The sequence below is a fragment of the Arthrobacter sp. ov407 genome (assembly GCF_900102895.1).
Lineage (GTDB): Bacteria > Actinomycetota > Actinomycetes > Actinomycetales > Micrococcaceae > Arthrobacter.
The window spans coordinates 61,371-87,158 of the sequence record NZ_FNGD01000016.1 but is presented as its reverse complement, the minus strand read 5'-3'; the positions used below and the strand labels follow the sequence as shown (position 1 = coordinate 87,158).

The following is a 25,788-nucleotide window of genomic DNA, read 5'->3' as shown; positions in this document are numbered from 1 at the left end:
CTACAGAATGCCGAGATTGCGTTGCAGCTCGTAGGGCGTCACCTGGAGGCGGTAGTCCTGCCATTCTGCACGCTTGTTGCGCAGGAAGTGCTCGAACACCTGCTCGCCGAGGATCTGCGGCATCAGTTCGGATTCCTCCATGGTCCGGATCGCGTCGTGCAGGCTCGCCGGCAGCGGGTCGTGTCCCATGGCCCGGCGTTCCGCTGAGCTCAGCGACCAAATGTCGTCCTCCGCCGCCGCGGGCAGCTGGTAGCCCTCCTCGATGCCCTTCAGGCCGGCGCCGAGGAGCACGGCGTAGGCCAAGTAGGGGTTGGCGGCGGAGTCGATGCCGCGGTATTCGATCCGCGCGGACTGGCCCTTGCCTGGCTTGTACAGCGGGACGCGGACCAGGGCGGAGCGGTTGTTGTGGCCCCAGCTCAGGTAGCTCGGCGCCTCTCCCCCGCCCCAGAGCCGCTTGTACGAGTTCACGAACTGGTTGGTGACCGCCGTGAATTCGGGTGCGTGCTTGAGGATGCCGGCAATGAACTGGCGCGCCGTCTCAGAAAGCTGGAACTCTGCACCGGCCTCGTAAAAGGCGTTCGTGTCTCCTTCGAAGAGCGAGAAGTGCGTGTGCATGCCGGAGCCCGGGTGGGCGGTGAAGGGCTTGGGCATGAACGTGGCATACGTGCCCTGCTGCAGCGCGACTTCCTTGATGACCGTCCGGAACGTCATGATGTTATCCGCGGTCTGCAGTGCGTCCGCGTAGCGCAGGTCGATCTCGTTCTGGCCCGGCCCGGCCTCGTGGTGGCTGAATTCCACGGAGATGCCCACCGATTCGAGCATGGTCACGGCGGTCCGGCGGAAGTCCTGGGCCACGCCGCCCGGGACGTGGTCAAAGTATCCGCCCTCGTCCACCGGGATGGGTGATCCGTCGGGGCCCGGCTGCTGGGACTTGAGCAGGTAGAACTCGATCTCGGGGTGGGTGTAGCAGGTGAAGCCCATGTCCGCGGCCTTGGCCAGGGTGCGCTTGAGGACGTTGCGCGGGTCAGCGGCGGAGGGTTCGCCGTCGGGCGTCAGGATGTCGCAGAACATCCGCGAGGTGGCCTCGGTCTCGCCGCGCCACGGCAGGATCTGGAACGTGGCCGGATCCGGCTGGGCGAGCATGTCGGATTCAAAGACGCGGGCCAGGCCTTCGATCGATGACCCGTCGAATCCGAGTCCTTCCTCGAAGGCGCCTTCCACCTCGGCCGGGGCCAGGGCCACGGACTTGAGCGATCCCACGACGTCGGTGAACCAAAGGCGCACAAACCGCACATCGCGCTCTTCGATCGTCCGCAGGACAAACTCTTGCTGGCGGTCCATACTGGCCTCTTTCCGGTTCTTCCATCCGCCCCGGGCCCGCCTTTCATGGGCCCCGCGGCTGCACACGCTTCACTTTACTAAGCATTGCCATCGATTGCTGAAGCCGGAGCCCCGCGTAACACACCGTTAACACAAAGGCGGACGATTTCGCGGCGTGCGGCGGCGTTGCTCCCCCAAGCGGGCCGTCCGTGTGACGTGATTCACGGGCAACGGAGACGTTCCCCGGTAGCTGCGGCACTTCGTATCGCATTACGCTCGTGGCATGGCCACAAGTAACAGCTCTGATTCCAGCACGCCCGCAGAACTTGCGGCCCCCTACGGCAACGGCCCGGCAGCGGCTACAGCGGCCGTCCCTTCCGGAACCACGGGCGTAACCACTAGCGGTGGCCCCGGCGGCGGCCCGGGCGGGGCTGCGGAGGCGTCCCGGAAACCGGCGGCCAGGATCCGCACGCATCATCTGCACCAGGCCAAGGTCAACGGTGAGCGCTTCGCCATGCTCACCGCCTATGACCAGTACACCGCCGAGATTTTTGACCAGGCAGGCATCGAGGTGCTGCTGGTGGGCGATTCGGCCTCCAATAACGTCTTCGGCAACGAGACCAGCCTTCCCGTGACGGTGGACGAGCTCATTCCGCTGTGCCGGGCCGTCGCCCACTCCGCGCGGCGGGCCCTGGTAGTCGCGGACCTGCCGTTCGGCAGCTACGAGGTCTCCGCCCAGCAGGCGGTGGCTACCGGCGTGCGGTTCTTGAAAGAGGGCCTTGCCCACGCCGTCAAGATCGAAGGCGGAAAGTTCTATGCCGAGACTGTCCGCGCCATGGTCCAGGCCGGCATCCCGGTCATGGCGCACATCGGCTTCACCCCGCAGAGCGAGCACGCCCTCGGCGGCTACCGGGTCCAGGGCCGCGGCGATGACGCCCAGCGGTTGATCGACGACGCCGTCGCGCTGGCCGACGCCGGCGCGTTCTGTGTGCTCATGGAAATGGTCCCGGCCGCCACGGCGGCCGCCGTGGATGCCGCCGTCGAGGTCCCCACGATCGGCATCGGCGCCGGCAGCGCCACCACGGGACAGGTCCTGGTGTGGCAGGACATGGCGGGGCTGCGCGGTGGCAAGATGGCGAAATTCGTCAAGCAGTATGCGGACCTGCGGACCTCGCTCAGCGACGCCGCGAAGGCCTACGGCGAGGACGTGCGTTCCGGCCAGTTCCCGGGCCCGGAGCATTCCTTCTAGACGGCTGCTCCTTCTAAGTGACGCTTCGCTCTCCGCTCCTACGTAGGGGAAGCAGCCCGTCGGGCGGGGTTACTGTGGCATGCCACGGGGCGTTCGGTACTGATGTGCAGACCCTGAACTGGGCCGACACCTCATCCTTCACGGGGGATGCATTGCCCCGCCCGTCCGGGCAGGCTGGCCATTAAGGTCTGCATCAGGCCTCAAGATGTTCCGCCGGCCCGGACGGATTCATGCGCGAAGCGCTGGGTCAGGCTCCGGCGGACACGAGTGGAGGAGTATCGATGGACACGAATAGCTTCTGGGACGTCCTGCTGTGGAGTTTCTGGTTCTTTATCTGGATCGCCGCACTGATGGTGTGGTTCCGCTGCCTGATGGACTTGTTCAGCGACCGCGAGCTTAGCGGCTGGGCCAAGGCCGGCTGGGTGATATTGCTGATCTTCGTGCCCTGGCTCGGCGCCCTCATCTACCTGATCGCCCGGGGCCGCAGCATGACCGATCGTCAGATGAAGGCGATAGCCCAGCAGCAGGCTGCCCAGCAGGAGTACATCAAGCAGGCCGCAGGCACGACGTCCAGTCCGTCCGCCCAGATCGCCGACGCCAAGGCGTTGCTCGATTCCGGAGCCATCGACCAGACCGAGTTTGATTCCCTTAAGGCCAAGGCCTTGGCCTGACGCGATAACGGGCGACGCCCGGCATGAGAATCACCTGGCTGGGTCATTCCTCGGTGGTTCTGGATCTGGACGGGGTTCGGGTCCTGACCGATCCGCTGCTTCGTGCCCATGCCGGGCTGTTGCGGCGCCTGGCACCGCGGCCGGATCCGGCGTCGTGGAGCCAGCCGGACGTGGTGCTCCTCTCCCACCTGCACCACGACCACGCCGAGCTGCGCTCCCTGCGCATGCTGCGCGGGGCAGCACTGATGAGCGCTCCGGCGAACGTTGCCTGGCTGCGTCGCCGAAAGCTGACGCACACGGTTCCCTTGGGGGACGGCTGGACCCCGGTGGGCAGCGGGGTCGAGATTCGCCAGGTGCCGGCCGAGCATCGCAGCCGCCCCATGCCGCACCGTCCTAACGACGCCAATGGCCAGCTGGTTCGGGGCCCATCGGGCATCGTCTGGATCGCCGGCGACACGGGGTTGTATTCGGAGATGGCCGCGATCCCCGCCATGGCGGGAGGGCCTATCGATGTCGCCCTGGTGCCGGTCTGGGGGTGGGGACCGAGGCTCTCGGCGGGACACCTGTCGCCCGAGACTGCGGCTCGGGCTGTTGCGATGAGCGGCGCGCGATTCGCCCTGCCGGTGCACTGGGGAACGCTGCACCCCCCGTTCGTCACACAGTTTGCCAGGCGCTGGATCGAGCAGCCCGGACACCGGTTTGCTGACGCCGTGGCGGAGCAGGCTCCTGGCTGCACGGCAGTGGTCCTCGCCCCCGGCCAGTCATGGGTGGCGCCCGTGTGAGCCAGGGGGCTCGAACTGTGGCCCCGCACCCGGGGTTCTCCTCCCTAACCGCGGGACGCCGTCGTGGCTCGCTGGCCGCAGGACTCGAGCATCGCCACCAACACCCTGTGGAGTTCTCCGGCACCTTCGATCCGCTCGGGCAGTCCCACCATGAGGTCGGCCGGGGCCATCAGCACGGCGCGGTCCTGCCAACCGCCGAGGCCCCCGTGGGATCCGACGAGGCCTTCAAACGCTGAGACGTCGTCGGTCACGGGATCGACCGTACTGTTGACGTAGAGATCCGGTGCCTCGGGGTGCAGCAGCGCACGGGCGAGCACCCGCGCCGCGTGGGACCCGAAGCTGGCCAACGGATCGGTGCCCTCCACAGCGCCGCTTTCGATGTTGAGGCGCCCACTGCTCCCGATCGCCCACGCCCGGCCGTCTTCATCGATGCCGGCGACAAAACCGACGCCGGGATGGCCTGCCAGGCCGGGGATCAGGGCTGGCCACTGACTCTCGAGGGCTTGGAGGGTCAAGCGCCGCTCACCCCGCACGTAGACCAGGCCCAGGTTGCCTGAGCCCAACACGACCACCGGATCCTCGGCGTCGCCGGGAGCCGACGTCTGTTGTGCCTTGGTCAGCACGTCGTCGGCACGGCCGGCCAGTTTCCCGGTCATCCCGCCAGTCGAGATGTCCCCGGCGATGGAGTCCGCGCGCCCGAGCCCTTCCACGGACGCGTCGACGTTCTGAACGTGTTCGTTCATGAGTTCGGAACACAGATCGCCGAGGGTCTGGCCATACTGGTCGGCGAAGGGGGTGCCCTGGGACTGGCCGTGGTCCGAGAGCACCACCAGCCGATAGCGGCGGGGAGCGAACTCGGCGAGCTGGGCCAGGGATCCGAGCGTGCGGTCCAGGCCATCCAGGGCCGCGAGCGATTCCGGTCGGAACATGCCTGCGTGGTGGGCGATCTCGTCGTAGTCAACGTAGTCGACATAGATGCACTTCGTGCCACGACGCAGCTCCTCTGCCACCAAGGCCGTGTTCAGGTCTCGCAGGATACCGTTAGTGACTGCTCGCAGCAGGGCGAAGGTCCAGTCTCGACGCACACGCGGATTGAGGTCACGCTTGACCTGTCTCCGGGCCTGCCAACGCTCCTTGAGGATCTCAGCGACTGTCCGCGTGAAGCTACGCATGAATCCGTTCGGCGACGCAAAAAACCAGGCGAACGCACGACGGGTTTGGGTAGACCCGCGCCGGACCTCCACCCGGCTCATCGTCAATAGCGATCGGGGCGCGTCACCGGTGAACAGGTTCGAAATGGAGACGCCGTCGTCGCAGAGCAGGCCTTGGCCCGTGCTGTGCCTTTCCTCGATCACCCGGGCGTCTGCCGGACGGTTGGCCACCAGGACCCGTTTGAGCTCACGGTCATACCACCGGAAGGCAGGGATCCCGTCTACGGTACCGTGCAGAATGCCCAGCTGGCTGGCTGGCGTGGTGCATGGCAGCTGCGGAGTCCATTCACGGAACTGGTAATCCCCCGAGGTCAGCCAGTTCCGGATATGGGGTACGGCCCCGGACTGGACCGCCCACTGCAAAACCGGGAAGGGGACACCGTCGAGCTGCACGAAAAGAACGCCGTCAATCTCCGGATCGGTCACCGTTTCCTGCCGGCGCGCCCTTCCCGCCAGCGAGGCGATGAGTCCGTCATCAGTTCCGGCCGTGCTGGCCCACGAGATGAGCGTGCCCACGACCGCACTGACCCAGGTTGCGACAAGGGCGGTCCATGGCGTCGACTCGATGCCAGGCACCAGAAGGATGGCGACATACATGATCAGGGCCTGCCCGATCAGAGCGGTAAGAAGCACCGCCAGCCAGCCCACCCTGGCAGAGATCTCCACCAGCGCGGGGCGGAGGATCAGACCCACGATGCCCGCCACCGCTGCCACGGCGGCGTAAGCCCACCAACTGGTTGCTGAGAACCCCGGCAGCAGCGCGCCGGTGATAATGAGGGCTACCGTCGAGGCAGCCCAGGCAACGGCCAGCCTGGCCAGGTCGGTGACTCGGGCGCCGCGGGTGCGGGTAACGCTCGTCGGCATTTTCTCAGTATGGCTGGCCGTAACCGGCTGGCACTCACCCTCACAGGGTGAGAATGACGGACTGAGAAAAATCAGTCCCGGTGCGGGGTGTCCGGTCTGCGATTGCCAGGGGATGCCCTCATTGGCGCGGCAGGCGGAACGGGCTAGTCGTCCTCGTCCTTGTCCCACGCCTCATTACGCGCCTTGACCTTTTCCAGGGCGTGTTCGGCTTCCTCACGGGTCTTGTACGGTCCGATCAACTGACTCCAGTCGGACATCGCGTCTTCCTCGATCTCGTGAGTATTGACGTTGTACCAGTATTCGGGCATCGGGGTTCCTTCACTGTTATTCCGGCTGTTTCCTGCTGGTTTCCGGAGGTATTTTCCGGGCCCCATTTTCCGGGCTCTGTTTTCCGGGCTCCATTTTCCGGGCAGAGCCCGGCTGCTTATATGATCAATCTATGCCTTCACTAGCCTCAACCGCACCCATCGGCACGCTTGTCCCGGGGACAGTGAGCCCGCAGCTTCCCGTACCGCCCTCCATCCCCCGTCCGGAATATGTGGGCAAGCCGGCGCCTGCAAAGTTCACAGGCTCAGAGGTCAAATCGGCAGAGACCATCGAAAAGATCCGGATCGCCTCCAAAATCGCCGCCCAGGCCATCGTGGAGGTCGGCAAGTACATCGAGCCCGGCGTCACCACCGACCATCTGGACCGGATAGGCCACGAGTTCCTGCTGGACCACAACGCGTACCCCTCCACCCTCGGCTACCGGGGCTTTCCGAAGTCCCTTTGCTCCTCCCTCAACGAGGTCATCTGCCATGGGATCCCGGACACCACGGTAGTGCAGGACGGCGACATCCTGAACATCGACATCACGGCCTTCGTCGGCGGCGTTCATGGCGACACCAATTACACGTTCCTGGTCGGCGATGTCGACGAGGAATCCCGCCTCCTCGTCGAGCGCACCCGGGAATCGCTGAACCGCGCCATTCGGGCCGTAGCTCCGGGACGCGAAATCAACGTGATCGGCCGGACCATCGAGTCCTATGCAAAACGCTTCGGCTACGGCGTGGTCCGCGACTTTACCGGACACGGAGTCGGGGAAGCCTTCCACACCGGGCTGATCATTCCGCACTACGACGCCGCGCCCGCATACAACACCACCATGGAAACCGGTATGGTGTTCACGATCGAGCCAATGCTGACCCTGGGCACCGTTGACTGGGACATGTGGGCCGATGAATGGACCGTCGTGACCCGCGACCGCAAGCGCACTGCCCAGTTCGAGCACACCCTGCTCGTCACGGAGTCCGGTGCCGAGGTCCTCACGCTGCCCTGACCGCCCGCTCCACACGCTATTTCCCCGAACATCCCGCTCTTTCACCCGGGCCCGGCCCGGTCACCACAGCCCGCCCCTGCCACGAACGGAACGACATTGGCCAAGAAGGACGAAAAGTCGAAGAAGAACGCCCCCTTGATCGGCATTGACATCGGCGGCACCGGTATCAAGGGCGGGATTGTGGACCTGAAGAAAGGGAAGATGATCGGTGACCGCGTGCGCTTCCCCACGCCGCAGCCCTCCACCCCCGAGTCCGTGGCCGAAGTGGTCGCAAAGGTTGTCGCCGAGCTCACGGCACGTCCCGACGCCCCCGACGCCAGCAGCCCCGTGGGAGTCACCTTCCCCGGCATCATCCAGCACGGTGTGGTCCACTCGGCCGCGAACGTGGATAAGTCGTGGCTGGAAGCCGACATCGATGCCATGCTCACGGCACGTCTCGGCCGCCCCGTGGAGGTCATCAACGACGCCGACGCCGCCGGCCTCGCCGAGGCCCGCTTCGGTGCCGGCGAGGGGATCGACGGCACCGTGTTGGTGATCACCCTGGGCACGGGCATCGGCTCGGCCTTCATCTTCGACGGCAAGCTGGTTCCTAACGCCGAACTCGGCCACCTGGAGATCGACGGCTTCGACGCCGAAACCAAGGCCTCGGCCGTGGCCCGTGAACGCGAAGGCCTCAGCTGGGAACAGTACAGCGTGCTGCTGCAGCGCTACTTCTCCCACGTGGAGTTCCTGTTCTCCCCCGAGCTCTTCATCGTGGGCGGCGGCATCTCCAAGCGCGCCGACGAGTACCTGCCGCACATGAAGCTGCGCACTCCGATCGTTCCGGCCGAACTGAAGAACGACGCCGGTATCGTGGGCGCGGCCATCGAGATTGCCCTGAAGCACAAGCTGGCCAAATAAAGGCCCGCCAAATAAAAGCGAGTGAGCTGTAAAAGCCAATTGAGCTATCACTCCGGGTCGTTCTGAACGCTGGGAACGACCCGGAGTGATAGCTCAATTTTTTTGGAGCCGGTGGTGGCCGCGGCTTCCCCTCCGCTGCCACCACCGGAGTCTGTGGTGGATCCTAGGACGCAGTCACTAAGACAACAGTCACTAGGACAAAAGAATCACAATAATTACGACGGCGCCTCAAGAGTGCGCTTGTCCGGGCTCTTGCCGTCCCGGCCCTTGGTCTCCGCCTCGTGGCGAAGCAGGGAAATCGCCGATTCGAAGTCCTCCAGCGACTCGAAGGCCTGGTAGACGCTGGCGAACCTCAGGTAGGCGACCTCGTCGAGACGCTGCAGCGGCTCCAGGATCGCCAGACCGACTTCGTGGGCATCGATTTCGGCGGCGCCGGAGCCCCGGATCGTCTCCTCGACTTCCTGCGCCAGCAGAGCGAGATCGTCTTCGGTGACCGGACGGCCCTGGCAGGCCTTGCGGACGCCGTTGATGACTTTGCTGCGGCTGAATGGTTCACCGACGCCGGAGCGCTTGATGACAGTCAGGCTGGTGGTTTCCACCGTGGTGAACCGGCGGCCGCATTCGGGGCACTGCCGGCGGCGCCGGATGGCGGAGCCGTCGTCGGCGATCCGGCTGTCCACGACGCGCGAATCAGGGTTACGGCAGAACGGGCAATACATGTCGGTTCCCTCCCTGTCGCAAGTGCAGCCGGCGCTGCCCTGTATCCCCAGTTTACGACTACATGTAGCCGAATAACAAGCCTGTAATTACTACATGTAGTGGTCTGGGCCTTGGCTACCGGGCGGCGAACCGTACCGTGACGGCCTCGCCGTGGGCGGGCAGGTCCTCCGCGCCGGAGAGGCTGACGATGTGGCCGCTGACCTGCTCCAACGCTGAGCGGGTGTAGTTGATGACCTGGATGGCCCGCAGGAACGTGGTCACGTTCAGTCCGGAGGAGAAGGCCGCCGTGCCACTGGTGGGCAGCACGTGGTTGGAGCCGGCGCAGTAGTCGCCCAGGCTCACGGGGCTGTAGTCCCCTACGAAGATCGCACCGGCGCTGCGGATCCGGCCGGCCACCCGGGCGGCATCGGCGGTCATGATTTCAAGGTGTTCCGCGGCGTACGCATTGCAGGCGGCGATGCCCTGCTCCAGGTCCTCGACCAGCACCACCCCGGACTGCGGGCCCGAGAGTGCCTCGCGGACGCGGCTGGAGTGCTTGGTGGCAGCGGCCTGCCGCTCAAGCTCCACGCGGACGTCGGCGGCGAGGGCCTCTGAGTCGGTGAACAGAACCGATGCCGCCTTGGGGTCGTGCTCGGCCTGGCTGATGAGGTCCGCGGCCACAAGGGCGGGAGTGGCGGTGGAGTCCGCGAGGATCGCAATCTCCGTGGTGCCGGCCTCGGAATCGATCCCCACAACCCCCTTAACCAGCCGCTTGGCAGTCGCCACGAAGATGTTGCCCGGACCGGTCACGACATCCACGGGGTCGATCCCGGGGAGGTTCCCGGCGTCGGACGCGTCGGCCGGGATGCCGTACGCGAAAGCGGCGATGGCCTGTGCCCCGCCAATCGCGTAGACCTCGTCGATGCCCAGCAGGCAGGCCGCCGCCAGGATCGTGGGGTGCGGGAGGCCGCCGAAGTCCTTTTGCGGCGGCGACGCCAAGGCAATCGATTCGACGCCGGCGGCCAGGGCCGGGACCACGTTCATGATCACCGAGGACGGGTAAACGGCCAGGCCGCCGGGGACGTAAAGCCCCACACGCGCCACCGGCACCCAGTTCTGGCTGACCACGGCGCCTTCGCCGAGCTCGACGTCGATGTTCGCCGGCCGCTGGGCGTCAGCGAAGGCGCGGGCACGCTTGATGGACTCCTCGAGTGCCGCGCGCACGGCCGGATCCAGGCCCTCAAGGGCCGCACGCAGCGCCTCGGCCGGGACCCGGGGGTGCGTCTGCTCGACGCCGTCGAAAGCCAGTGCCAGCTCCCGGAGGGCGCTGATGCCGCGCGTACGGACGGCGGAGATGATCTCCAGGACCTTGCCCTCGGCGTCGGCCATGGTGCCGGACTGTGCCCGGGGCACGGCAGCGCGGAGTCCGGCGAGGGACAGTTGCGCACCGCGCACGTCCACCGTGCGGAAGTTGAGGGCGGCGGTCATCGGGGTCACGGGGCTGTCAGGAGTTAGGCTCACCCGATCATTTTACGTGTCCTGCCGCAGCGGGCCGTCGCTGTGACGCGGCCCCAGAACTTAGCGGCGAGGTTTGCCGCCGGAGCCCGGGAAGAGGGTGTTCAGGAAGATAGCCAGGGCGATCGCCGCGGGCCAGATGGCGAGGACCGCATAGGAGCGCAGTGAGAAGGCGATGCTGGCGCTGGCCGATGTATCCGCCGGCGCTCCCCACCACTGGGCGCTGAGCACGCCGGTTCCCCACGCGATGAGCGCGCCGGCAAGGCCAGCGAGGACCACCAGGATGACGGTGCCGGGTCCGGGCTGGTGGTGCTTGGTGCCGGCGACGAACGATCCGGCGATGCACCCTGCGAGCAGGAACAGCCCCGCCAGCACAAGGTCCCTGGGCAGCCAGGTTGCCGTGTTGGTGCCGGCGGCGAGGTCCGGGTCTCCCGTCAGGAGATTCAGGCCCGACGGCGCCAGCAGCCACCAGAGCAACCCCACCGGAACGCCGGCGGCCGCGATGACGGCGGCCTTCCGCCAGGGGGTCCAGTCGGGTCCGGGCTGCTCAGGGTTTGTCTCAAGGGAAAGGTTTGTCTCAAGGGACATCGGCCGGTCCGGCTGCGCCGGCTCCCCGGTGTGGTGGACGGGGCCGTCTACTGCGGGCTGTGTCATGCAACAAACGGTAACAAGGATTCCGCCGGCGCATGAGAACGCCCGGCAGCACATGACGGCGGAAGTAAAGAAAATGCCGCACTCGAACACCGGCGCAATACGCTGGCAGAGTAGGAACTACGACACGCACGTGCAGCAGGGAGATGGATCGCAGTGGCCACAGATGAAGGAATCTCCGAGGGGACATTCAAGGAAATGTTCCGGCGGCACGCGGCGGGCGTCGCCATCATCACCGCCAACCACAACGGTGTCCCGTTCGGGTTCACGGCAACCTCCGTTGCCTCGCTGTCCGCCAAGCCGCCGCGCTTCACGTTCAACATGGCCAGGACCTCCAGCTCGTGGCCGGCCGTGGCGAACACGACCTACATTGGCGTGCACATGCTCGGGCTGGAAAACCAGGAGCTCGCCGACCGCTTCGCCCGGGCCGGCAACCGGTTCGACGGCGACCACTGGGAGCTCGGACCCCACGAGGTGCCCGTACTCAAGGGAGTCAGCGGCTGGCTGATCGGCAAGGTCCAGATGCGGCTCTCCTTCGAGAACAACGCCGTTGTGGTGGTCGAGGTGGTGGAGGGCCAGGTCGGCGACGACGGCACTCCCCTGCTCTACCACTCCGGGGCTTACAGCCAGCCCGTTCCGCTCGACTACGAGATCTGAGACGGCCGGCCGCCCGTCCGGCCGGAGCTGGCCCCCGTCACTAGTGACCGGGGCTAGCGTCACTCACTAGTGGCCTGCGCTAGTTGTCCAGGCACGTCGGGCCGAGTAGCACCTTCAAATCGCCGAACAGCGACGGGCTCGGATTGACGCGCAAATGCACCGGCAGGCCCATGACCTCCACCCGGGTGTCGCCCTGCAGGTGCAGCCGGACCTCGGAGTTTCCGCGGTGGGTGCGCAGCACGTCGCCCAACTCAGTGACCACGGCCTCGGTGGCCTTGTGGGTGGCCATGGTGATGACCACCGGCCCGTTCTGGCTGTCGCTGAGGTCCGGCACGGAAAGTTCCATGCAGTTCAAGGTGACGGCGCCGTCGTCGCGCCGTTGCAGGCGGCCCTTGACCACCACGATCAGGTCCTCCGCGAGCACCGAGGCGATGGGGCCGTAGACCTGGCCGAAGAACATGACCTCCATGGAACCGGCGAGGTCCTCGATCTCGGCGCGGGCGTAGGCGTTGCCGCTTGCCTTGGCGATCCTGCGGCTGAGCGAGGTGATCATGCCCGCGATGGTCACGATCGCGCCGTCCTGCGGGCCGTCTTCGGCGATGATCGAGGTGATCGACCGGTCGGCGTGCTGGCTCAGGAGCCCTTCCAGCCCTTGCAGCGGGTGGTCGGAGACGTAGAGGCCGAGCATGTCGCGCTCGAACGCCAGTTTGTCCTTCTTCTCCCATTCCGGCAGGTCGGGGATTTCCGTGCTGAGCGAAGCCTCGGGCTCCTGGTCCTCAAAGCCGGCGAAGAGGTCGAACTGGCCGATCGCTTCGTTGCGCTTGAGGGTGATGACGGAGTCGATCGCCTCTTCATGGATCATGGCCAGGGCCCGCCGGGGATGGCCCAGCGAGTCGAAGGCGCCGGCCTTGATCAGGGATTCGATGGTGCGCTTGTTGCAGACCACCGCGGGGACCTTCATGAGGTAGTCCTTGAAGGACGTGTAGGCGCCTTCTTTTTCGCGCGCCGCCACCATGGCTTCGACGGCGTTCACGCCGACGTTGCGGATGGCGCCCATGCCGAAGCGGATGTCGGTGCCAACAGGGGTGAAGTTGAGGGCTGACTCATTGACGTCGGGCGGCAGCACCGTGATGCCCATCCGCCGGCATTCGTTGAGGTAGATCGCCGACTTGTCCTTGTCGTCGCCCACCGAGGTCAGCAGCGCAGCCATGTACTCCGGGGCGTAGTGCGCCTTCAGGTACGCGGTCCAGTAGGAGATCACGCCGTAGGCGGCCGAGTGCGCCTTGTTGAAGGCGTAGTCGGAGAACGGCAACAGGATGTCCCAGAGGGTCTTGACCGCGGCCATGGAATAGCCGTTGTCCTGCATGCCCTGGGAGAAGCCCGCGAACTGCTTGTCCAGCTCGGATTTCTTCTTCTTGCCCATGGCGCGGCGCAGGATGTCGGCCTGGCCCAGGGTATAGCCGGCGAGCTTCTGCGCCACGGCCATGACCTGCTCCTGGTACACGATGAGCCCATAGGTCCCGCCGAGGATTTCGGACAGCGGTTCCTCGAGCTCGGGGTGGATCGGGATGACCTCTTGGATCTTGTTCTTGCGCAGCGCGTAGTCGGTGTGCGCGTTGGCGCCCATGGGTCCGGGCCGGTAGAGGGCCAGCACAGCGGAGATGTCTTCGAAGTTGTCAGGCTTCATCAGCTTGAGCAGGGAGCGCATGGGTCCGCCGTCGAGCTGGAAGACGCCCAGCGTGTCTCCCCGGGCCAGCAGCTCGTAGGACGCCGTGTCATCCAACTCAAGGGTTTCGAGGTCGAGGTCGATGTCCCGGTTCATCTTGATGTTTTCCAGGGCATCGGAAATGATCGTCAGGTTTCGCAGCCCGAGGAAGTCCATCTTGATCAGGCCGAGGCCTTCGGACGTCGGATAGTCGAACTGGGTGATGACCTGGCCGTCCTGGAAGCGGCGCATGATCGGAATCACGTCGATGATGGGGTCCGAGGACATGATGACGCCGGCGGCGTGCACGCCCCATTGCCTCTTCAGACCCTCGATGCCCAGGGCCGTCTCGAAGACCTTGGCAGCCTCCGGGTCAGTGCTGATCAGTTGGCGGAAGTCGCCGGCCTCGCCGTAGCGCTTGGATTGGGGGTTCTGAATGTCGGCCAGCGGGATGTCCTTGGCCATGACGGCCGGCGGCAGCGCCTTGGTCAGCTGCTCGCCCATGCTGAACGGGTAGCCCAGAACGCGCGAAGAGTCCTTGAGGGCCTGCTTGGTCTTGATGGTGCCGTAGGTGACGATCATGGCGACGCGTTCGTCGCCGTATTTGCGCGTGACGTAGTCAATAACTTCGGAGCGGCGCCGGTCATCGAAGTCGACGTCGAAGTCGGGCATGGAGACGCGGTCCGGGTTGAGGAAGCGCTCGAAGATCAGGCCGTGATGCAACGGGTCAAGGTCGGTGATACGCATGGCGTACGCCACCATGGAGCCGGCACCTGAGCCACGCCCGGGACCGACCCGGATGCCGTTGTTCTTGGCCCAGTTGATGAAGTCGGCCACCACGAGGAAGTAGCCCGGGAAGCCCATGGAGGTGATGACTTCCAGCTCATAGTCGGCCTGCTTGCGGACCTTGTCCGGGATGCCCTTGGGATAGCGGTATTGGAGTCCCTTGTCGACTTCCTTGACCAGCCAGGACGTTTCGTCCTCCCCCTCCGGGCAGGGGAACCGGGGCATGTAGTTGGCGCCGGTGTTGAACGAGACTTCGCAGCGCTCGGCAATCAGGAGCGTGTTGTCGCACGCCTCGGGATGGTCACGGAACAGCTCCCGCATTTCCTGCGGTGACTTCAGGTAGTAGCCGCTGCCGGAGAAGGCGAAGCGCGAGCCGCCGTTGTCGTAGGTCGGCTCCAGGAGGGTGGAACCGGACTGGATGGCCAGCAGGGCCTCATGCGCCTTTGCGTCGTGCTCGTGCGTGTAGTGGAGGTCGTTGGTGGCCACCAGCGGCAGGTTCAGGTCCTTGGCCAGGCGCAGCAAGTCGCCCGTGACGCGCCGCTCGATGTCCAGGCCGTGGTCCATGAGCTCGCAGAAGTAGTTCTCCGCACCAAAGATGTCGCGGAACTCGGCCGCAGCCTCAAGCGCCTCGCGGTACTGGCCCAGGCGCAGCCGGGTCTGGACCTCACCGGACGGGCAGCCGGTGGTGGCGATGAGCCCTTCCGAGTAGGTGTTCAGCAGCTCACGGTCCAGCCGGGGCCATTTGCCGAAGACCGAGTCCAATGATGCAATCGAGGAGGCCCGGAAGAGGTTCCGCATGCCCACGTTGTTATAGCTGAGCAGGGTCATGTGCGTGTACGAGCCACCGCCGGAAATGTCATCCTTGCGCTGATGTTCCTCGCCCCACCGCACGCGGGTCTTGTCCGTGCGGGCGGTCCCGGGAGTCACATAGGCTTCGACGCCGATGATCGGCCTGATGCCCTGGTCGGTTGCCCGCTTCCAGAAGTCGAAGGCGCCAAACAAGTAGCCGTGGTCCGTCGTGGCGAGGGCCGGCATGCCGAGCCGCTCGGTTTCGTCGAACAGCTCACCGAGCCGGGCGGCACCGTCCAGCATCGAGTACTCGGTGTGGTTGTGGAGATGGACAAACGAGTCGTTGCTGGAAGTCACCGCACCATTCTAGTGCCGAGCCACGACGGCGGCGTGCAACCACGACGGCGGGAGCGGAACCTGCTCAGGCGTTTCCGGATTCCAGGACCGTGAGCGCATACTTCAGGTCGTCCGGGTACTCGCTGGTGACGGTAACCCGCTCCCCCGTCCGGGGGTGGTCGAAGGACAGTTCCCGGGCGTGCAGCCACTGCCGGGTCAGTCCGAGGGTGGCGGCCAGCCGCGGGTCCGCGCCGTAGGTGAGGTCGCCGGCACAAGGGTGCCGCAGGGCCGCGAAGTGCACGCGGATCTGGTGGGTGCGGCCCGTTTCGAGGTGCACCTCCACCAGCGAGGCCTTCCCGAAGGCTTCCAGGACCTCGTAGTGCGTCACCGAATCACGGCCATCTTCGATCACAGCGAACCGCCAGTCATGGCCCGGGTGGCGGCCGATGGGCGCGTCGATGGTGCCCGCCAGCGGGTCGGGGAGGCCCTGGACCACGGCGTGGTAGACCTTGTCCACGGTGCGTTCCTTGAAGGCCCGCTTCAGTACGGTGTAGGCGTTTTCGGTTTTGGCAACCACCATGACGCCGGAGGTCCCGACGTCGAGCCGGTGGACGATGCCGGCGCGCTCGGGGGCGCCCGACGTCGATATCCGGTACCCGAGACCGGCGAGGCCACCTACCACCGTGGGCCCGACCCAGCCGGGCGAGGGGTGGGCGGCCACGCCGACCGGTTTGTCGATGACAACAAACTCGTCGTCGTCCAGCAGGATCAACAGGTCGTCCACTACTTCCTCCACGATTTCCAGGGGGTCCCTGCGGTCCGGCACGACGACGTCGAGGACGGTGCCGGGGGTGAGCTTGAGGGATTTGCCGACGCTCCTGGCATTGCTGGTGACGTGCCCCTCGGCGATCAGGGCGGCTGCCTGAGAGCGGGAGATGTCCATGAGCCTGGCCAGCCCGGCGTCCACGCGGGCGCCGGCCAGGTCCTCCGGAACAGTGAACCGCAAGGGCCCCGAGGCTGTCGCGTTATCAGGGGTGTTCTCAGACATCCTTGGCCACCGTATCCTTCGTGTGGCGTGAGCCGTCCAGGGAGATCCCGCGGAGCGTGAGCAGGCAGATGATCACGACGGCGGAGACCACCGCCGAGTCGGCGATGTTGAAGATCGCGAAGTTTGGGAGCTGGATGAAGTCCACCACGTGGCCCATGGCGAAGGAGGGCTCGCGGAACAGCCGGTCCGTCAGGTTACCGAGTGCGCCGCCGAGCAGCAGCCCCAGCGCCAGCGCCCACCAGAGCGAGCCGAGCTTGCGCAGCTGCAGCAGGATCGCGACGGCCACGGCCGCCATGATGATCGTGAACACCCACGTGACGTTCTCGCCGATCGAGAACGCAGCCCCGGAGTTGCGGATGTAGAACCAGTGCAGGAGCGGCGGAAAAACGGGGATCCGCTCGCCCTCGGTCATGGTGCTCGTGACCCAGAACTTAGTCAGCTGATCGAACACGTAGGCGAACACCGCGAAGGCAGCGAACAGGACAAACAGCGTTGCCCGGCGCGGCCGGGCGTGCACAGGCTGTGCCGCCTCGACAGGCTGCGTGGCGTCTGGTGATGGTGCGTCAGTCATAGGGCTTTCGTTCGGGAGCCAGTGCGGAGACCGGGGTCGGGTGCCCGGCAGGCGCCGGCCACCGGACCCGGTGGCGGCACCGTGCAGGAATAAGACAGTGCGGGAAAATGAAAAGCCGGCGGCCGAGGAAACCTCAGCCACCGGCTTTCAGAATACTTGCTTTATGCCTAGCTGTTGGCCTCGACCTCAGGGGCTGCCACGGAACCGCGGGCATCCAGATCGCGGAGCTGGCCTTCGATGTAAGCCTTCAGGCGTGAGCGGTAGTCGCGCTCGAAGCCGCGAAGCTGCTCGACCTTGCGTTCCAGCACGGAGCGCTGCTGCTCGAGGGCACCAAGGATCTTGCGGGACTTTTCCTGCGCATCGTTGACGAGGCTGCTGGCCTCGATCTGGGCTTCGGCGATGATCTTGTCCCGCTGCTGCTCGCCGTCGGCGACGTGCTTGTCGTGCATCTGCTGCGCCATGGCGAGCAGGCCGGCGGCGGACTCGGAAGCCGGGGTGACACCGGAGCGCGCCTGTTCGACTTCCTGGGCTGCCTTGGCTGCCTGCTCGGCTTCCTTCTTGTTGGCTGCTTCTGCGGCCGCCTTTGCCTTGGCCTCGGCCTCGGCCTTGGCGGTGTCTTCCTTCTCGGCCTTGACGGGCGCCGCAACCTTTTCCACCACGGGTGCGGCGGCTGCGGAGCTGGCAGGCGTGCCGGCGCCGGATTCGGCGAGCTTCTTGCGCAGCTCGTCGTTCTCCTGGTTCAGGCGCCGAAGTTCGACGACGATCTCGTCCAGGAAGTCATCAACCTCGTCCTGGTCGTAGCCTTCGCGGAACTTGGTCGGCTGAAAGCGCTTGTTGACAACGTCTTCTGGCGTCAAAGCCATCTGGTCACCTCGTTGGTCTAGTTAGTCAGTAGGCCTTCCGGCCGTCAAAACTACGGTACCTAAATATGGTCTGGTTCCTCTAATTCAACACCGCAGTGTCAAACCGGAGTTTCTTTCGGTTGGGGCCTAGCCCCGGGCAAGCCGCCTGTGCTGCTGCGGCGGCTCATGCTGCGATCGGCTGGGCGTACACCAGGCCCTTGACGATCCACATCGCCACGCTGACTGCCACGAACAGCAACAGGAACCCTATGTCCAGCGACATTCCGCCCAACCGCAGCGGCGGGATGAGCCGGCGGAGCAGTTTGAGGGGCTTGTCTGTGACCGAATACACAGCATGGGCGGCGACGAGTGCCATACCGCGCGGCCGCCAGCTTCGGGCAAACATCTGCACCCAGTCGTAGACCAGGCGGATGATCAACGCCACGAAGAAAAGCAACAGAACGATATAGACGAGCCCCAAAACAATTCCCATGAGCTAACTCATATCTCCATGTTCATTCCGGATACCGCAGTGTCCTAAGGAAAGTGTTACTTCTATTTCAACACGGATAATTCCGCACGGATGCCAGGCAGGTGTCCCCGCCTGGCATCCGTACCGAATATTCGGGCCTAGCTCTGGTTGAAGAAACTCGCCTGGGTCTCGCTGACCTTCTTGTCGTCGCCAATGACTTCGATATACGACGGCGAGAGCAGGAAGACCTTGTTTGTTACCCGTTCGATGCTGCCGCGGAGGCCGAAAACGAGTCCGGCCGAGAAGTCCACGAGGCGCTTGGCGTCAGCCTCCCCCATGTCGGTGACGTTCATGATGACCGGGATGCCGTCGCGGAAGCTTTCGCCGATGAGTTTGGCGTCGTTGTACGACCGCGGATGGATGGTCGTGATTTGCCGGAGTCCGGTGGTCTCTTCGCGGCTCGATGCCGCACGCTTGATGGGTGTCACAGGTGCGCGATATTCCTCTTCAGCGGCTTGAGGCTCTTCCCGGGGGACCTCGCGGACGGGCGTCGGCGCACGTCGTTCCTCGCGGTCCTGCTCCATGGATTCGTCCTCATCCTTGTGCGGTGTGGGGTGCTCAGACTCGTAGTGTTCGTCGCCGTCGGCGAGCCCAAGATAGATCATTGTCTTGCGCAGAGCGCCAGCCATGGTCGACTCCTAATCTTGTCCGTAAGCGGGCCGCTTAATGACCAGACAGCCTTGGAATCCCCGCCATTACCTTCCAATACGTCGAACTTACCGCAGGGCCGGACGCGGACCGAGAATATCGGAGCCAATGCGCAGGTGTGTCGCACCGAAGCGGACGGCTTCTTCGAGGTCCTGGCTCATTCCGGCGGATATCCCCGTGGCGTCCGGAAATTGTTCTCTCAGCCGCCCGGAAATGCCTGCCAGCTTCTCGAAGGCAGCCGCCGGATCCGCCCCGAGCGGGGCAACGGCCATGACACCGGCGAGCCTCAAACCGGCGGCGCCGGCCAGTTGTTCGGCCAGCGCGGGGACCTCCCCGGGGGCTGCGCCGCCGCGGTGGGCCCCTGCGTCCTCGTCCAGGCCGACCTGGATAAAACAGTCCAGGGGCGGGCGCCCGGTGCGTTCGCTTTCGGCTGCCATCGCCTTGGCAAGGGCGGAAGCCAGGGCCTCCCGGTCCACGGAGTGCACCGACGCGGCATACTTCACCACGGACTTGGCCTTCTTACTTTGGAGCTGGCCGATGAAGTGCCAGCTCAGGCCGAGATCCACGAGCTGCGCCGCCTTTTCCGCGGCCTCCTGGTCGCGGTTTTCCCCGACGTCGGTGACGCCCAGCGACGCCAGCCGCCGGACGTCCTGCGCCGGATGGAACTTGGTGACGACGATCAGGCGTGGCGGCGCCGCCTGGCGGCCGGCGGCGGCCACGGCGTCGTTGATCCTGCGGCGCACGGCCGAGAGGTTCGCGTCCAGCTGGGCCAGCCGGGGGCCCTCCAGCGCGTCCGGCCGGCTCTCCCCCGGCAGATTGACCGGCTTGACCACGTCGGTGTCCGGTACTTCCACGGGCTCAGTCATGGCCATGCGCCCTGGCCCCGTGCGTCCCGTCCGTCCAGGCCAGCCCGGCGAAGCGGCCGGTGTGGCTGTTGCGGCGGTACGAGAACAGGGTGTCGTCCTCGAGGGTGCAGCCCCCGGAGTATTCGATCGCGACGCCCGTTGCTTCCAGCTGGCTCCGGACGCCTGCCGGCAGGTCCAGGCCGGGGGTGCCGGCGGACGTCGTGCACCAGGTGGCAGGCACGGCTGCGGCAACGTCCGCGCGCAGGGCTTCGGGGACCTCATAGCAACGGCCGCAGACCGAAGGCCCAACCCAGGCGCTGATGCTGTCCGCACCGAGCTCCCGCAGGCGGGCCACAGCGGCCGGCACCACGTCGGCCGCAACGCCGGGCCGTCCGGCGTGGACGACGCCGAGGACAGGTGCCCCCGCCACGTCCTCGCCGATTAGTACGACCGGCACGCAGTCCGCTACCAGGACGGCCAGCGGCTCGGTCCGGGAAACCATGGCATCGGCAGTGGGGGCAGCCGGAGCTGGGCGCGGGGACTCCGCTGTCGCCGTCTCCATCTCAGTGGAGCCAACGATCGTGGCGACATCATTGCCGTGAACCTGGTTCATGTACCGGAAGGAGCGCCCGCCAAGACCGGCGGCCGCTTCGAGCTCCGCGCGCCGGCGGTGGACCGCCGCGGGGTCATCGCCAACATGCAGTGCCAGGTTCCCGGCTCCGGCGTCGGTGAAGGCCACCCATACGCCCGGCCGGACTTCAGCCCGCCAGCAAAACAATCACAACACCGCCATCGACATGTCCGGAATACCTACGTTCATACAATCCACCGTAACCCGCCGCAAAGCAGCATGGCACCGCCGGACGGCGGTGCCATGCTGAAGCGGAACGATTTACTTGAGGAAGTCAGGGACATCCAGGTCATCGGAGTGCCGGCCGGACAGGTCCGGCTCCACGACGGCCGGCAGGTCGACGTCGAAGCCCGAATCGGCCGGTACCGCAGAGGGACGCTGCTGGCCCCAGCCGCCGTAGCCGGAGGCGCCGACAGTGGCGTGCAGCGGCTGGACCGGGGCGGAGACGGGTGCCTGCGCCGGAGCGGGCGCGGCGGACGCGGGCCGCTGCGGCGCGGCCGGCAGGGACTGGTCCATGGACGGCGAGGTGGCCTTGACGTCGTCGAAGCCGGCGGCGATAACGGTGACGCGTGCCTCGTCGCCGAGGGCGTCGTCGATCACGGCGCCGAAGATGATGTTGGCCTCCGGATGGGCGACTTCCTGGACCAGGCGGGCTGCCTCGTTGATTTCGAACAGGCCAAGGTCCGAGCCGCCCTGGATGGACAGCAGGACGCCGTGCGCGCCGTCGATCGATGCTTCCAGCAGCGGCGAGGCGATGGCCAGCTCCGCAGCCTTGACCGCACGGTCCTCGCCGCGGGCAGAACCAATGCCCATCAGCGCGGAACCTGCACCCTGCATGACGGACTTGACGTCGGCGAAGTCGAGGTTGATCAGGCCGGGGGTCGTGATGAGGTCCGTGATGCCCTGGACGCCGGAGAGCAGCACCTGGTCGGCGGAACGGAACGCATCCAGGACCGAGACGTTGCGGTCGCTGATGGAGAGCAGACGGTCGTTCGGGATCACGATCAGGGTGTCGACTTCGTCGCGCAGGGCGTCGATGCCGGCCTCGGCGGAGCCTGCCCGGCGGCGGCCTTCGAAGGTGAAGGGACGCGTGACGACGCCGATGGTCAGCGCACCGAGTGAACGGGCGATCCGGGCGACGACGGGGGCGCCGCCTGTACCGGTTCCGCCGCCCTCGCCGGCCGTGACGAAGACCATGTCTGCGCCCCGGATGACCTCTTCGATTTCATCGGCGTGGTCCTCGGCGGCCTGCCGGCCAACCTCAGGGTTCGCGCCAGCACCGAGACCACGGGTCAGTTCACGCCCGACGTCGAGTTTGACGTCGGCATCGCTCATCAACAATGCCTGGGCATCGGTGTTGATGGCAATGAATTCGACGCCGCGAAGACCGACCTCGATCATGCGGTTGACTGCGTTCACGCCACCGCCGCCGATGCCGACGACCTTGATGACGGCCAAGTAATTCTGCGGAGCTGCCACGTTACGTGTCCCTTGTTCGTGTACTAATGCGAAAACTGATCGAGTCCTGCTTGAAGCTTTGAACCTTAACCTTCGACTTGAAGGTTATAGTTATGTCAAGTAACTCATGTCTGTGACGGTATTTCCTATGCAGGGGACATTCAATAACCGGCGCCGCGTGTCGCGCGAATACCGGGCAAATCACCCCTGTAAGTAGTCCCGCGACCGGCTGGACGTCCCCTGGACGTCCCGCGGGTTGCCCGCGGGACATCCTGCGGGTCGTCCCGCGGGTGGTCCCTCCGGGCCGCGTGCAGCGATACTGGCAGCAAGCTACCGGGTGACCGGGTGCCGGGGCACGCTGACATCGTAGACGTTGACGGGGTTCTTCGGATCGGCCGGGACCTTCAGGAGGGCCGAAAGTACCCGCGCCTTCAGCGCCTTCTCCCCCGCGTTGCCCCAGAGGATTGTCTGCCCGTCGACGAGTTTGAGTTCGACGGCGTCGGCGGAGGCGGCGGAGGCGTTTGAGAGCCGGGCCAGCACATCTCCCGGCAGTGCCCCCAGCACCGCAGTGATGGCGTGGAACAGGTCCTTCGGAAGCGTCCCGCTGCCACCGTCGATCACCGGGAGCGACACCGAGGCGGCATCGGCGGTGGTGCTGAGCTGCACACCGTCGACGTCCACCAGCTGGAATTTTTTGCCCTGCTTGACCAGGGCCACGGGAATGCGCTCGGTGACGTGCACCTGCAAGGTGCCGGGCGGCAGCGCCTTCGCGGTGACGTCCTTGACCTGCACCAGCGGCTTGAGCAGGGCGGTGACCTCCTCCTCGCTGATCTGCGGCAGCGGCTTGCCCTGAAGGGGCGCGAGGGCCGCCTGAACCTGATTCGGTTTTAGCAGCTTCGTGCCCTCCACCGTGACCGTCCGCAGGGCAAGCACCGGCGAGTAGACGGCGGCCGCGACGATCCCTGCCATCAGCACGGCAAGGATGCCGATGGTACTGAGCACGATGCGCCGGCGGCGTTTGCCCTTGGGCTCGGGGAAGGACAGCACATTGCCGGAACCGTTGTCCGATGTGACCTGCGGTTTCCGCGGGTTCTGCGCGTTGCCGCTCCCGGTGTCCACGGCGTTCTTGGACGCCGAAATGACATCGGTGCCCGTTCCGCCGGGCGGCCGGGAGCCGGTTCCGGAGGCGTTGGATCCGCCCCGGTAGGTGGGCCGCCTGGTGCTAGGCACCGGCGGCCCCGGCCGTGAGGGCGTCGACAACCAGCGGCCCGTAGGCCGTGACGTCGCCTGCGCCGGCGGTCAGCACGATGTCCCCGGGCCCGGCGGCCGCGAGCAGTGCCTGCACAGCCGCCCCGCCGGGTCCGACGAGGCGGCCGCCGGAACCGAGGTGCTCGGCGATCAGCTCGCTGGTAACGCCGGGAATGGGATCTTCGCGGGCAGGATAGATGTCCAGGACCAGGGCCGTGTCCGCCGCGTTGAGGGCTTCGGCGAACTCGCGGGCAAATTCGCGGGTCCGGGAAAACAGGTGGGGCTGGAAGAGTACGTGCACCTTGTGTTCCCCGGCGACGGCACGTGCCGCGGACAAGGCGGCCCGGACTTCGGTGGGGTGGTGGGCGTAGTCGTCGTAGACGCGGACGCCGCGCCCTTCGCCCTTGAACTCGAACCGGCGCGAGGCCCCGGAGAAGTGGGCCAGTGCCGCCGCCGCGGTGTCCGGCGCGACGCCGAGTTCGACCGCCACGGCGAAGGCGGCGGCCGCGTTGAGCGCGTTGTGCCGGCCCGGAACCTGGAGTTCGACGGCGAAGGTGCCCCCCGTCGTCGAGATACCCATCCGGCCCGGTTCGGCGTCGTGCAGCCTGATGGCGGCGTCGGCCGCCGTCCCGTACAGCACCACGCGGGTGTTGCCGCGGGCCAGGGTGCGCTCGGCGAGGGCCCTGGCCCCGGGGTCGTCCGCACAGGCCACCAGGACGCCGTCCGCGGGGAGCAGGGCCGTGAAGCTGTCGAAGGAGGCGTAGACGGCCTCTGCGGTGCCGTAGAAGTCCAGGTGGTCCGGCTCGACGTTGGTCACCACGGCGATCGTGGGGCGGTAGTTCAGGAAGGAGCCGTCCGACTCGTCGGCTTCCGCCACGAAGATCCCCGAGCTTCCGTGGGCCGCGTTGACCCCGAGCGCCGGGACGTTGGCGCCAATGGCGAAGGACGGGTCCAGTCCGGCGCCCTGCAGCAGCACCGTGATCATGGAGGTCGTGGTGGACTTGCCGTGCGTTCCGGCGACTGCCACCACGGTGTCCTCCGCCATGGTGGCGGCCAGCGCCTCGGAGCGGTGCAGCACCGGGAGCCCGGCGGCGCGGGCCGCTGCGAGCTCGGGGTTCTCGGGCCGGATCGCCGAGCCGGCGACCACCGTCTGGGCGTCGCCGAGGTTGCCGGGACCATAGCCCACGGCGATCCTTGCCCCGGCGGCTGCGAGGTCCGCCATGACGGGCAGCGACTTGGCGTCGGAGCCGCTCACCGGGACGCCGCGCGCCACCATGATGCGGGCAACGGCGGACATGCCGACGCCGCCGATGCCGATGAAGTGAACGCGGCCAAGGGATTCCAGGGAACGTGTTCCGTGTTGGGGCTGGGTCATGGCTCTACTGCTTCCTGCCGTGCTGGTTTGAGGACGCGACTTCGAGGATGAGGTCGGCCATGCGCCGGTCCGCATTCCGGATGCCGAGCTGTTCGGAACTGGCGGCCATCTGTGCCAGCCTGTCCGTGTCCAGGAGCAAGGGAATGATGTTCTCGCGGATCCAGTCAGCGGAGAAGGCCGTGTCGTCGACGATCAAGGCGCCGCCTGCGGCGACAAGACCTGCGGCGTTCAGCGCCTGCTCGCCGTTGCCGATGGGCAGGGGGACGAAGACAGCGGGCACGCCCACCGCGGCCACCTCGCAGACCGTGGCGGCACCGGCACGGGCCAGCAGCAGGTCCGCCGCGGCATAGACGGTTTCCATGCCGTCCACGTACTCCACCTGCCGGTAGCCCGGCGCGGCGAGCGGCTTGCCGTCGGCGTCGTGCACGGACTTGCCGCGGCCGGTGATGTGCAGCGTCTGCACGCCGGCGTCGGCGAGGGCTCCCACGGCCGCGGCGAGTGACCGGTTGATGCTCTGGGCGCCCGAAGAGCCACCTGTGACGATCAGCGTCGGTTTGTCCGCGTCCAGCCCGAGCGCCTGCCGTGCACCGGCCCGGGCGCCCGCGCGGTCGAGGCCGGAGATCTCGGGGCGCATCGGCATGCCCACGTGCCTCGCACGGCCCAGTTTGGTTGCGGCGAAGGCGACGGCCACGTGGGCGCCGAGGCGTGCGCCGACACGGTTTGCCAGGCCGGGTCGGGTGTTGGCCTCGTGGACCACGATCGGGATCTTCCGGCGCCGTGCCGCGAGGTACATCGGCGTGCACACGTAGCCGCCGACGCCCACCAGGACGTCGGCACCTGCCTCATCAAGGATGGAGCCCGCCTGCTTCACCGCACCGGCCATGCGGCCCGGAAGCCGGAGCAGGTCCGCGGAAGGCTTGCGCGGGAGCGGGACCTTGCTGATGGTGGCGAGGTCCAGCCCGGCCGCCGGGACCAGCCGCGCTTCCATCCCGCCGGGGGTGCCGACAGCCAGGAGCTGCACTCCGGGGCGGGACTGCCGGAGGGCGCCGGCGATGGCCAGCAGCGGGCTGATATGTCCGGCGGTTCCGCCGCCGGCAAGGACCACGGACAGGGGTGACTCGGTGTTCATGAAGGGCT

The 25,788-nt window shown here is 66.5% G+C and carries 24 protein-coding genes; 6 read left to right on the top strand and 18 right to left on the bottom strand.

Going from position 1 to position 25,788, the window contains the following annotated elements; genetic code table 11:
• Positions 1–1,341 (bottom strand): type I glutamate--ammonia ligase, encoded by a 1,341-nt coding sequence (gene glnA, locus BLS42_RS17980; RefSeq protein WP_090583620.1) that lies wholly within the window; start codon positions 1,339–1,341, stop codon positions 1–3.
• A 262-nt stretch (positions 1,342–1,603) separates the two neighbouring features.
• On the opposite strand from glnA, the gene panB reads away from it, so the two are divergent.
• From panB to BLS42_RS17965, 3 genes are all read left to right on the top strand, one after another.
• On the top strand, positions 1,604–2,569 hold the full coding sequence (gene panB, locus BLS42_RS17975; protein ID WP_090583618.1) for a 3-methyl-2-oxobutanoate hydroxymethyltransferase: 966 nt from the start codon (positions 1,604–1,606) through the stop codon (positions 2,567–2,569).
• Between the two features lie 281 nt (positions 2,570–2,850).
• On the top strand, positions 2,851–3,240 hold the full coding sequence (locus BLS42_RS17970) for an SHOCT domain-containing protein (RefSeq protein ID WP_090583617.1): 390 nt from the start codon (positions 2,851–2,853) through the stop codon (positions 3,238–3,240).
• Between the two features lie 23 nt (positions 3,241–3,263).
• Positions 3,264–4,022 carry an MBL fold metallo-hydrolase gene (locus BLS42_RS17965; protein ID WP_090583615.1) on the top strand — a complete coding sequence of 253 codons (759 nt, stop codon included), beginning with the start codon at positions 3,264–3,266 and terminating at the stop codon, positions 4,020–4,022.
• Positions 4,023–4,066: 44 nt separating this feature from the next.
• Here the strand turns inward: BLS42_RS17965 and BLS42_RS17960 are convergent, their stop codons facing one another.
• Positions 4,067–6,097 (bottom strand): phage holin family protein, encoded by a 2,031-nt coding sequence (locus tag BLS42_RS17960; protein WP_090583613.1) that lies wholly within the window; start codon positions 6,095–6,097, stop codon positions 4,067–4,069.
• Between the two features lie 143 nt (positions 6,098–6,240).
• A complete protein-coding gene (locus BLS42_RS17955; protein ID WP_018772367.1) occupies positions 6,241–6,405 on the bottom strand; it encodes an SPOR domain-containing protein in 165 nt (54 codons plus the stop codon).
• A gap of 131 nt (positions 6,406–6,536) precedes the next feature.
• Between BLS42_RS17955 and map the strand changes: the two genes are divergently transcribed.
• Positions 6,537–7,415: a type I methionyl aminopeptidase gene (map, locus tag BLS42_RS17950; protein WP_090583612.1), complete on the top strand. Its 879-nt coding sequence runs from the start codon at positions 6,537–6,539 to the stop codon at positions 7,413–7,415.
• Between the two features lie 96 nt (positions 7,416–7,511).
• Positions 7,512–8,315 carry a polyphosphate--glucose phosphotransferase gene (gene ppgK / locus BLS42_RS17945; RefSeq protein ID WP_090583611.1) on the top strand — a complete coding sequence of 268 codons (804 nt, stop codon included), beginning with the start codon at positions 7,512–7,514 and terminating at the stop codon, positions 8,313–8,315.
• Positions 8,316–8,530: 215 nt separating this feature from the next.
• Here ppgK and nrdR read toward each other — a convergent pair whose 3' ends face one another.
• The 3 genes from nrdR to BLS42_RS17930 all read right to left on the bottom strand — a co-directional run bounded on the left by nrdR (position 8,531) and on the right by BLS42_RS17930 (position 11,183).
• Positions 8,531–9,034, bottom strand: coding sequence for a transcriptional regulator NrdR (nrdR, locus tag BLS42_RS17940; RefSeq protein WP_090583610.1), 504 nt, complete (start codon positions 9,032–9,034; stop codon positions 8,531–8,533).
• 115 nt (positions 9,035–9,149) lie between these two features.
• Positions 9,150–10,502, bottom strand: coding sequence for a histidinol dehydrogenase (gene hisD / locus BLS42_RS17935; protein ID WP_090583609.1), 1,353 nt, complete (start codon positions 10,500–10,502; stop codon positions 9,150–9,152).
• A gap of 90 nt (positions 10,503–10,592) precedes the next feature.
• The gene (locus tag BLS42_RS17930; RefSeq protein WP_090583608.1) at positions 10,593–11,183 is read right to left on the bottom strand and encodes a hypothetical protein; all 591 of its coding nucleotides are present in this window, start codon (positions 11,181–11,183) and stop codon (positions 10,593–10,595) included.
• Between the two features lie 195 nt (positions 11,184–11,378).
• Here BLS42_RS17930 and BLS42_RS17925 point away from each other — a divergent pair, with 195 nt between their 5' ends.
• Entirely contained in the window at positions 11,379–11,837 is a 459-nt protein-coding gene (locus tag BLS42_RS17925; RefSeq protein ID WP_090583640.1) for a flavin reductase family protein, read from the top strand.
• A gap of 79 nt (positions 11,838–11,916) precedes the next feature.
• Here the strand turns inward: BLS42_RS17925 and dnaE are convergent, their stop codons facing one another.
• The 12 genes from dnaE to murG form a co-directional block, all read right to left on the bottom strand.
• On the bottom strand, positions 11,917–15,474 hold the full coding sequence (gene dnaE / locus BLS42_RS17920; protein WP_090583607.1) for a DNA polymerase III subunit alpha: 3,558 nt from the start codon (positions 15,472–15,474) through the stop codon (positions 11,917–11,919).
• Between the two features lie 64 nt (positions 15,475–15,538).
• On the bottom strand, positions 15,539–16,501 hold the full coding sequence (locus BLS42_RS17915; RefSeq protein WP_090583606.1) for an RluA family pseudouridine synthase: 963 nt from the start codon (positions 16,499–16,501) through the stop codon (positions 15,539–15,541).
• Complete coding sequence (gene lspA / locus BLS42_RS17910; RefSeq protein WP_090583603.1) at positions 16,494–17,072, bottom strand: signal peptidase II; 579 nt, start codon at positions 17,070–17,072, stop codon at positions 16,494–16,496. Before lspA ends, BLS42_RS17915 begins: the two co-directional genes overlap by 8 nt.
• Before the next feature lie 167 nt (positions 17,073–17,239).
• Positions 17,240–17,935: a DivIVA domain-containing protein gene (locus BLS42_RS17905; RefSeq protein ID WP_090583602.1), complete on the bottom strand. Its 696-nt coding sequence runs from the start codon at positions 17,933–17,935 to the stop codon at positions 17,240–17,242.
• Between the two features lie 163 nt (positions 17,936–18,098).
• Positions 18,099–18,407, bottom strand: a complete 309-nt coding sequence (locus BLS42_RS17900) for a YggT family protein (protein ID WP_090583598.1) — start codon at positions 18,405–18,407, stop codon at positions 18,099–18,101.
• Positions 18,408–18,544: 137 nt separating this feature from the next.
• Positions 18,545–19,075 carry a cell division protein SepF gene (locus tag BLS42_RS17895; protein ID WP_090583594.1) on the bottom strand — a complete coding sequence of 177 codons (531 nt, stop codon included), beginning with the start codon at positions 19,073–19,075 and terminating at the stop codon, positions 18,545–18,547.
• A gap of 87 nt (positions 19,076–19,162) precedes the next feature.
• Positions 19,163–19,960, bottom strand: a complete 798-nt coding sequence (locus BLS42_RS17890) for a YggS family pyridoxal phosphate-dependent enzyme (protein WP_090583593.1) — start codon at positions 19,958–19,960, stop codon at positions 19,163–19,165.
• The gene (locus BLS42_RS17885; protein WP_090583592.1) at positions 19,953–20,717 is read right to left on the bottom strand and encodes a purine nucleoside phosphorylase YfiH/LACC1 family protein; all 765 of its coding nucleotides are present in this window, start codon (positions 20,715–20,717) and stop codon (positions 19,953–19,955) included. The genes BLS42_RS17890 and BLS42_RS17885 overlap by 8 nt, the downstream gene beginning before the upstream one ends.
• 114 nt (positions 20,718–20,831) lie before the next feature.
• Positions 20,832–22,049 carry a cell division protein FtsZ gene (ftsZ, locus tag BLS42_RS17880; RefSeq protein WP_090583591.1) on the bottom strand — a complete coding sequence of 406 codons (1,218 nt, stop codon included), beginning with the start codon at positions 22,047–22,049 and terminating at the stop codon, positions 20,832–20,834.
• A 309-nt stretch (positions 22,050–22,358) separates the two neighbouring features.
• Positions 22,359–23,258 carry a cell division protein FtsQ/DivIB gene (locus tag BLS42_RS17875; protein WP_090583590.1) on the bottom strand — a complete coding sequence of 300 codons (900 nt, stop codon included), beginning with the start codon at positions 23,256–23,258 and terminating at the stop codon, positions 22,359–22,361.
• Positions 23,251–24,651, bottom strand: coding sequence for a UDP-N-acetylmuramate--L-alanine ligase (murC, locus tag BLS42_RS17870; RefSeq protein WP_090583589.1), 1,401 nt, complete (start codon positions 24,649–24,651; stop codon positions 23,251–23,253). The genes BLS42_RS17875 and murC overlap by 8 nt, the downstream gene beginning before the upstream one ends.
• Positions 24,652–24,655: 4 nt before the next feature.
• Positions 24,656–25,780 carry an undecaprenyldiphospho-muramoylpentapeptide beta-N-acetylglucosaminyltransferase gene (murG, locus tag BLS42_RS17865; protein WP_090583588.1) on the bottom strand — a complete coding sequence of 375 codons (1,125 nt, stop codon included), beginning with the start codon at positions 25,778–25,780 and terminating at the stop codon, positions 24,656–24,658.
• Positions 25,781–25,788 lie beyond the last annotated feature (8 nt).

Bases quoted from the DNA above. Each gene is read 5' to 3' on its own strand.
- glnA (WP_090583620.1), bottom strand. From the start codon at position 1,341: ATGGACCGCCAGCAAGAGTTTGTCCTGCGGACGATCGAAGAGCGCGAT.
- panB (WP_090583618.1), top strand. From the start codon at position 1,604: ATGGCCACAAGTAACAGCTCTGATTCCAGCACGCCCGCAGAACTTGCG.
- BLS42_RS17970 (WP_090583617.1), top strand. From the start codon at position 2,851: ATGGACACGAATAGCTTCTGGGACGTCCTGCTGTGGAGTTTCTGGTTC.
- BLS42_RS17965 (WP_090583615.1), top strand. From the start codon at position 3,264: ATGAGAATCACCTGGCTGGGTCATTCCTCGGTGGTTCTGGATCTGGAC.
- BLS42_RS17960 (WP_090583613.1), bottom strand. From the start codon at position 6,097: ATGCCGACGAGCGTTACCCGCACCCGCGGCGCCCGAGTCACCGACCTG.
- BLS42_RS17955 (WP_018772367.1), bottom strand. From the start codon at position 6,405: ATGCCCGAATACTGGTACAACGTCAATACTCACGAGATCGAGGAAGAC.
- map (WP_090583612.1), top strand. From the start codon at position 6,537: ATGCCTTCACTAGCCTCAACCGCACCCATCGGCACGCTTGTCCCGGGG.
- nrdR (WP_090583610.1), bottom strand. From the start codon at position 9,034: ATGTATTGCCCGTTCTGCCGTAACCCTGATTCGCGCGTCGTGGACAGC.
- hisD (WP_090583609.1), bottom strand. From the start codon at position 10,502: ATGACCGCCGCCCTCAACTTCCGCACGGTGGACGTGCGCGGTGCGCAA.
- BLS42_RS17930 (WP_090583608.1), bottom strand. From the start codon at position 11,183: ATGACACAGCCCGCAGTAGACGGCCCCGTCCACCACACCGGGGAGCCG.
- BLS42_RS17925 (WP_090583640.1), top strand. From the start codon at position 11,379: ATGTTCCGGCGGCACGCGGCGGGCGTCGCCATCATCACCGCCAACCAC.
- BLS42_RS17915 (WP_090583606.1), bottom strand. From the start codon at position 16,501: ATGTCTGAGAACACCCCTGATAACGCGACAGCCTCGGGGCCCTTGCGG.
- lspA (WP_090583603.1), bottom strand. From the start codon at position 17,072: ATGACTGACGCACCATCACCAGACGCCACGCAGCCTGTCGAGGCGGCA.
- BLS42_RS17905 (WP_090583602.1), bottom strand. From the start codon at position 17,935: ATGGCTTTGACGCCAGAAGACGTTGTCAACAAGCGCTTTCAGCCGACC.
- BLS42_RS17900 (WP_090583598.1), bottom strand. From the start codon at position 18,407: ATGGGAATTGTTTTGGGGCTCGTCTATATCGTTCTGTTGCTTTTCTTC.
- BLS42_RS17895 (WP_090583594.1), bottom strand. From the start codon at position 19,075: ATGGCTGGCGCTCTGCGCAAGACAATGATCTATCTTGGGCTCGCCGAC.
- BLS42_RS17890 (WP_090583593.1), bottom strand. From the start codon at position 19,960: ATGACTGAGCCCGTGGAAGTACCGGACACCGACGTGGTCAAGCCGGTC.
- murC (WP_090583589.1), bottom strand. From the start codon at position 24,651: ATGACCCAGCCCCAACACGGAACACGTTCCCTGGAATCCCTTGGCCGC.
- murG (WP_090583588.1), bottom strand. From the start codon at position 25,780: ATGAACACCGAGTCACCCCTGTCCGTGGTCCTTGCCGGCGGCGGAACC.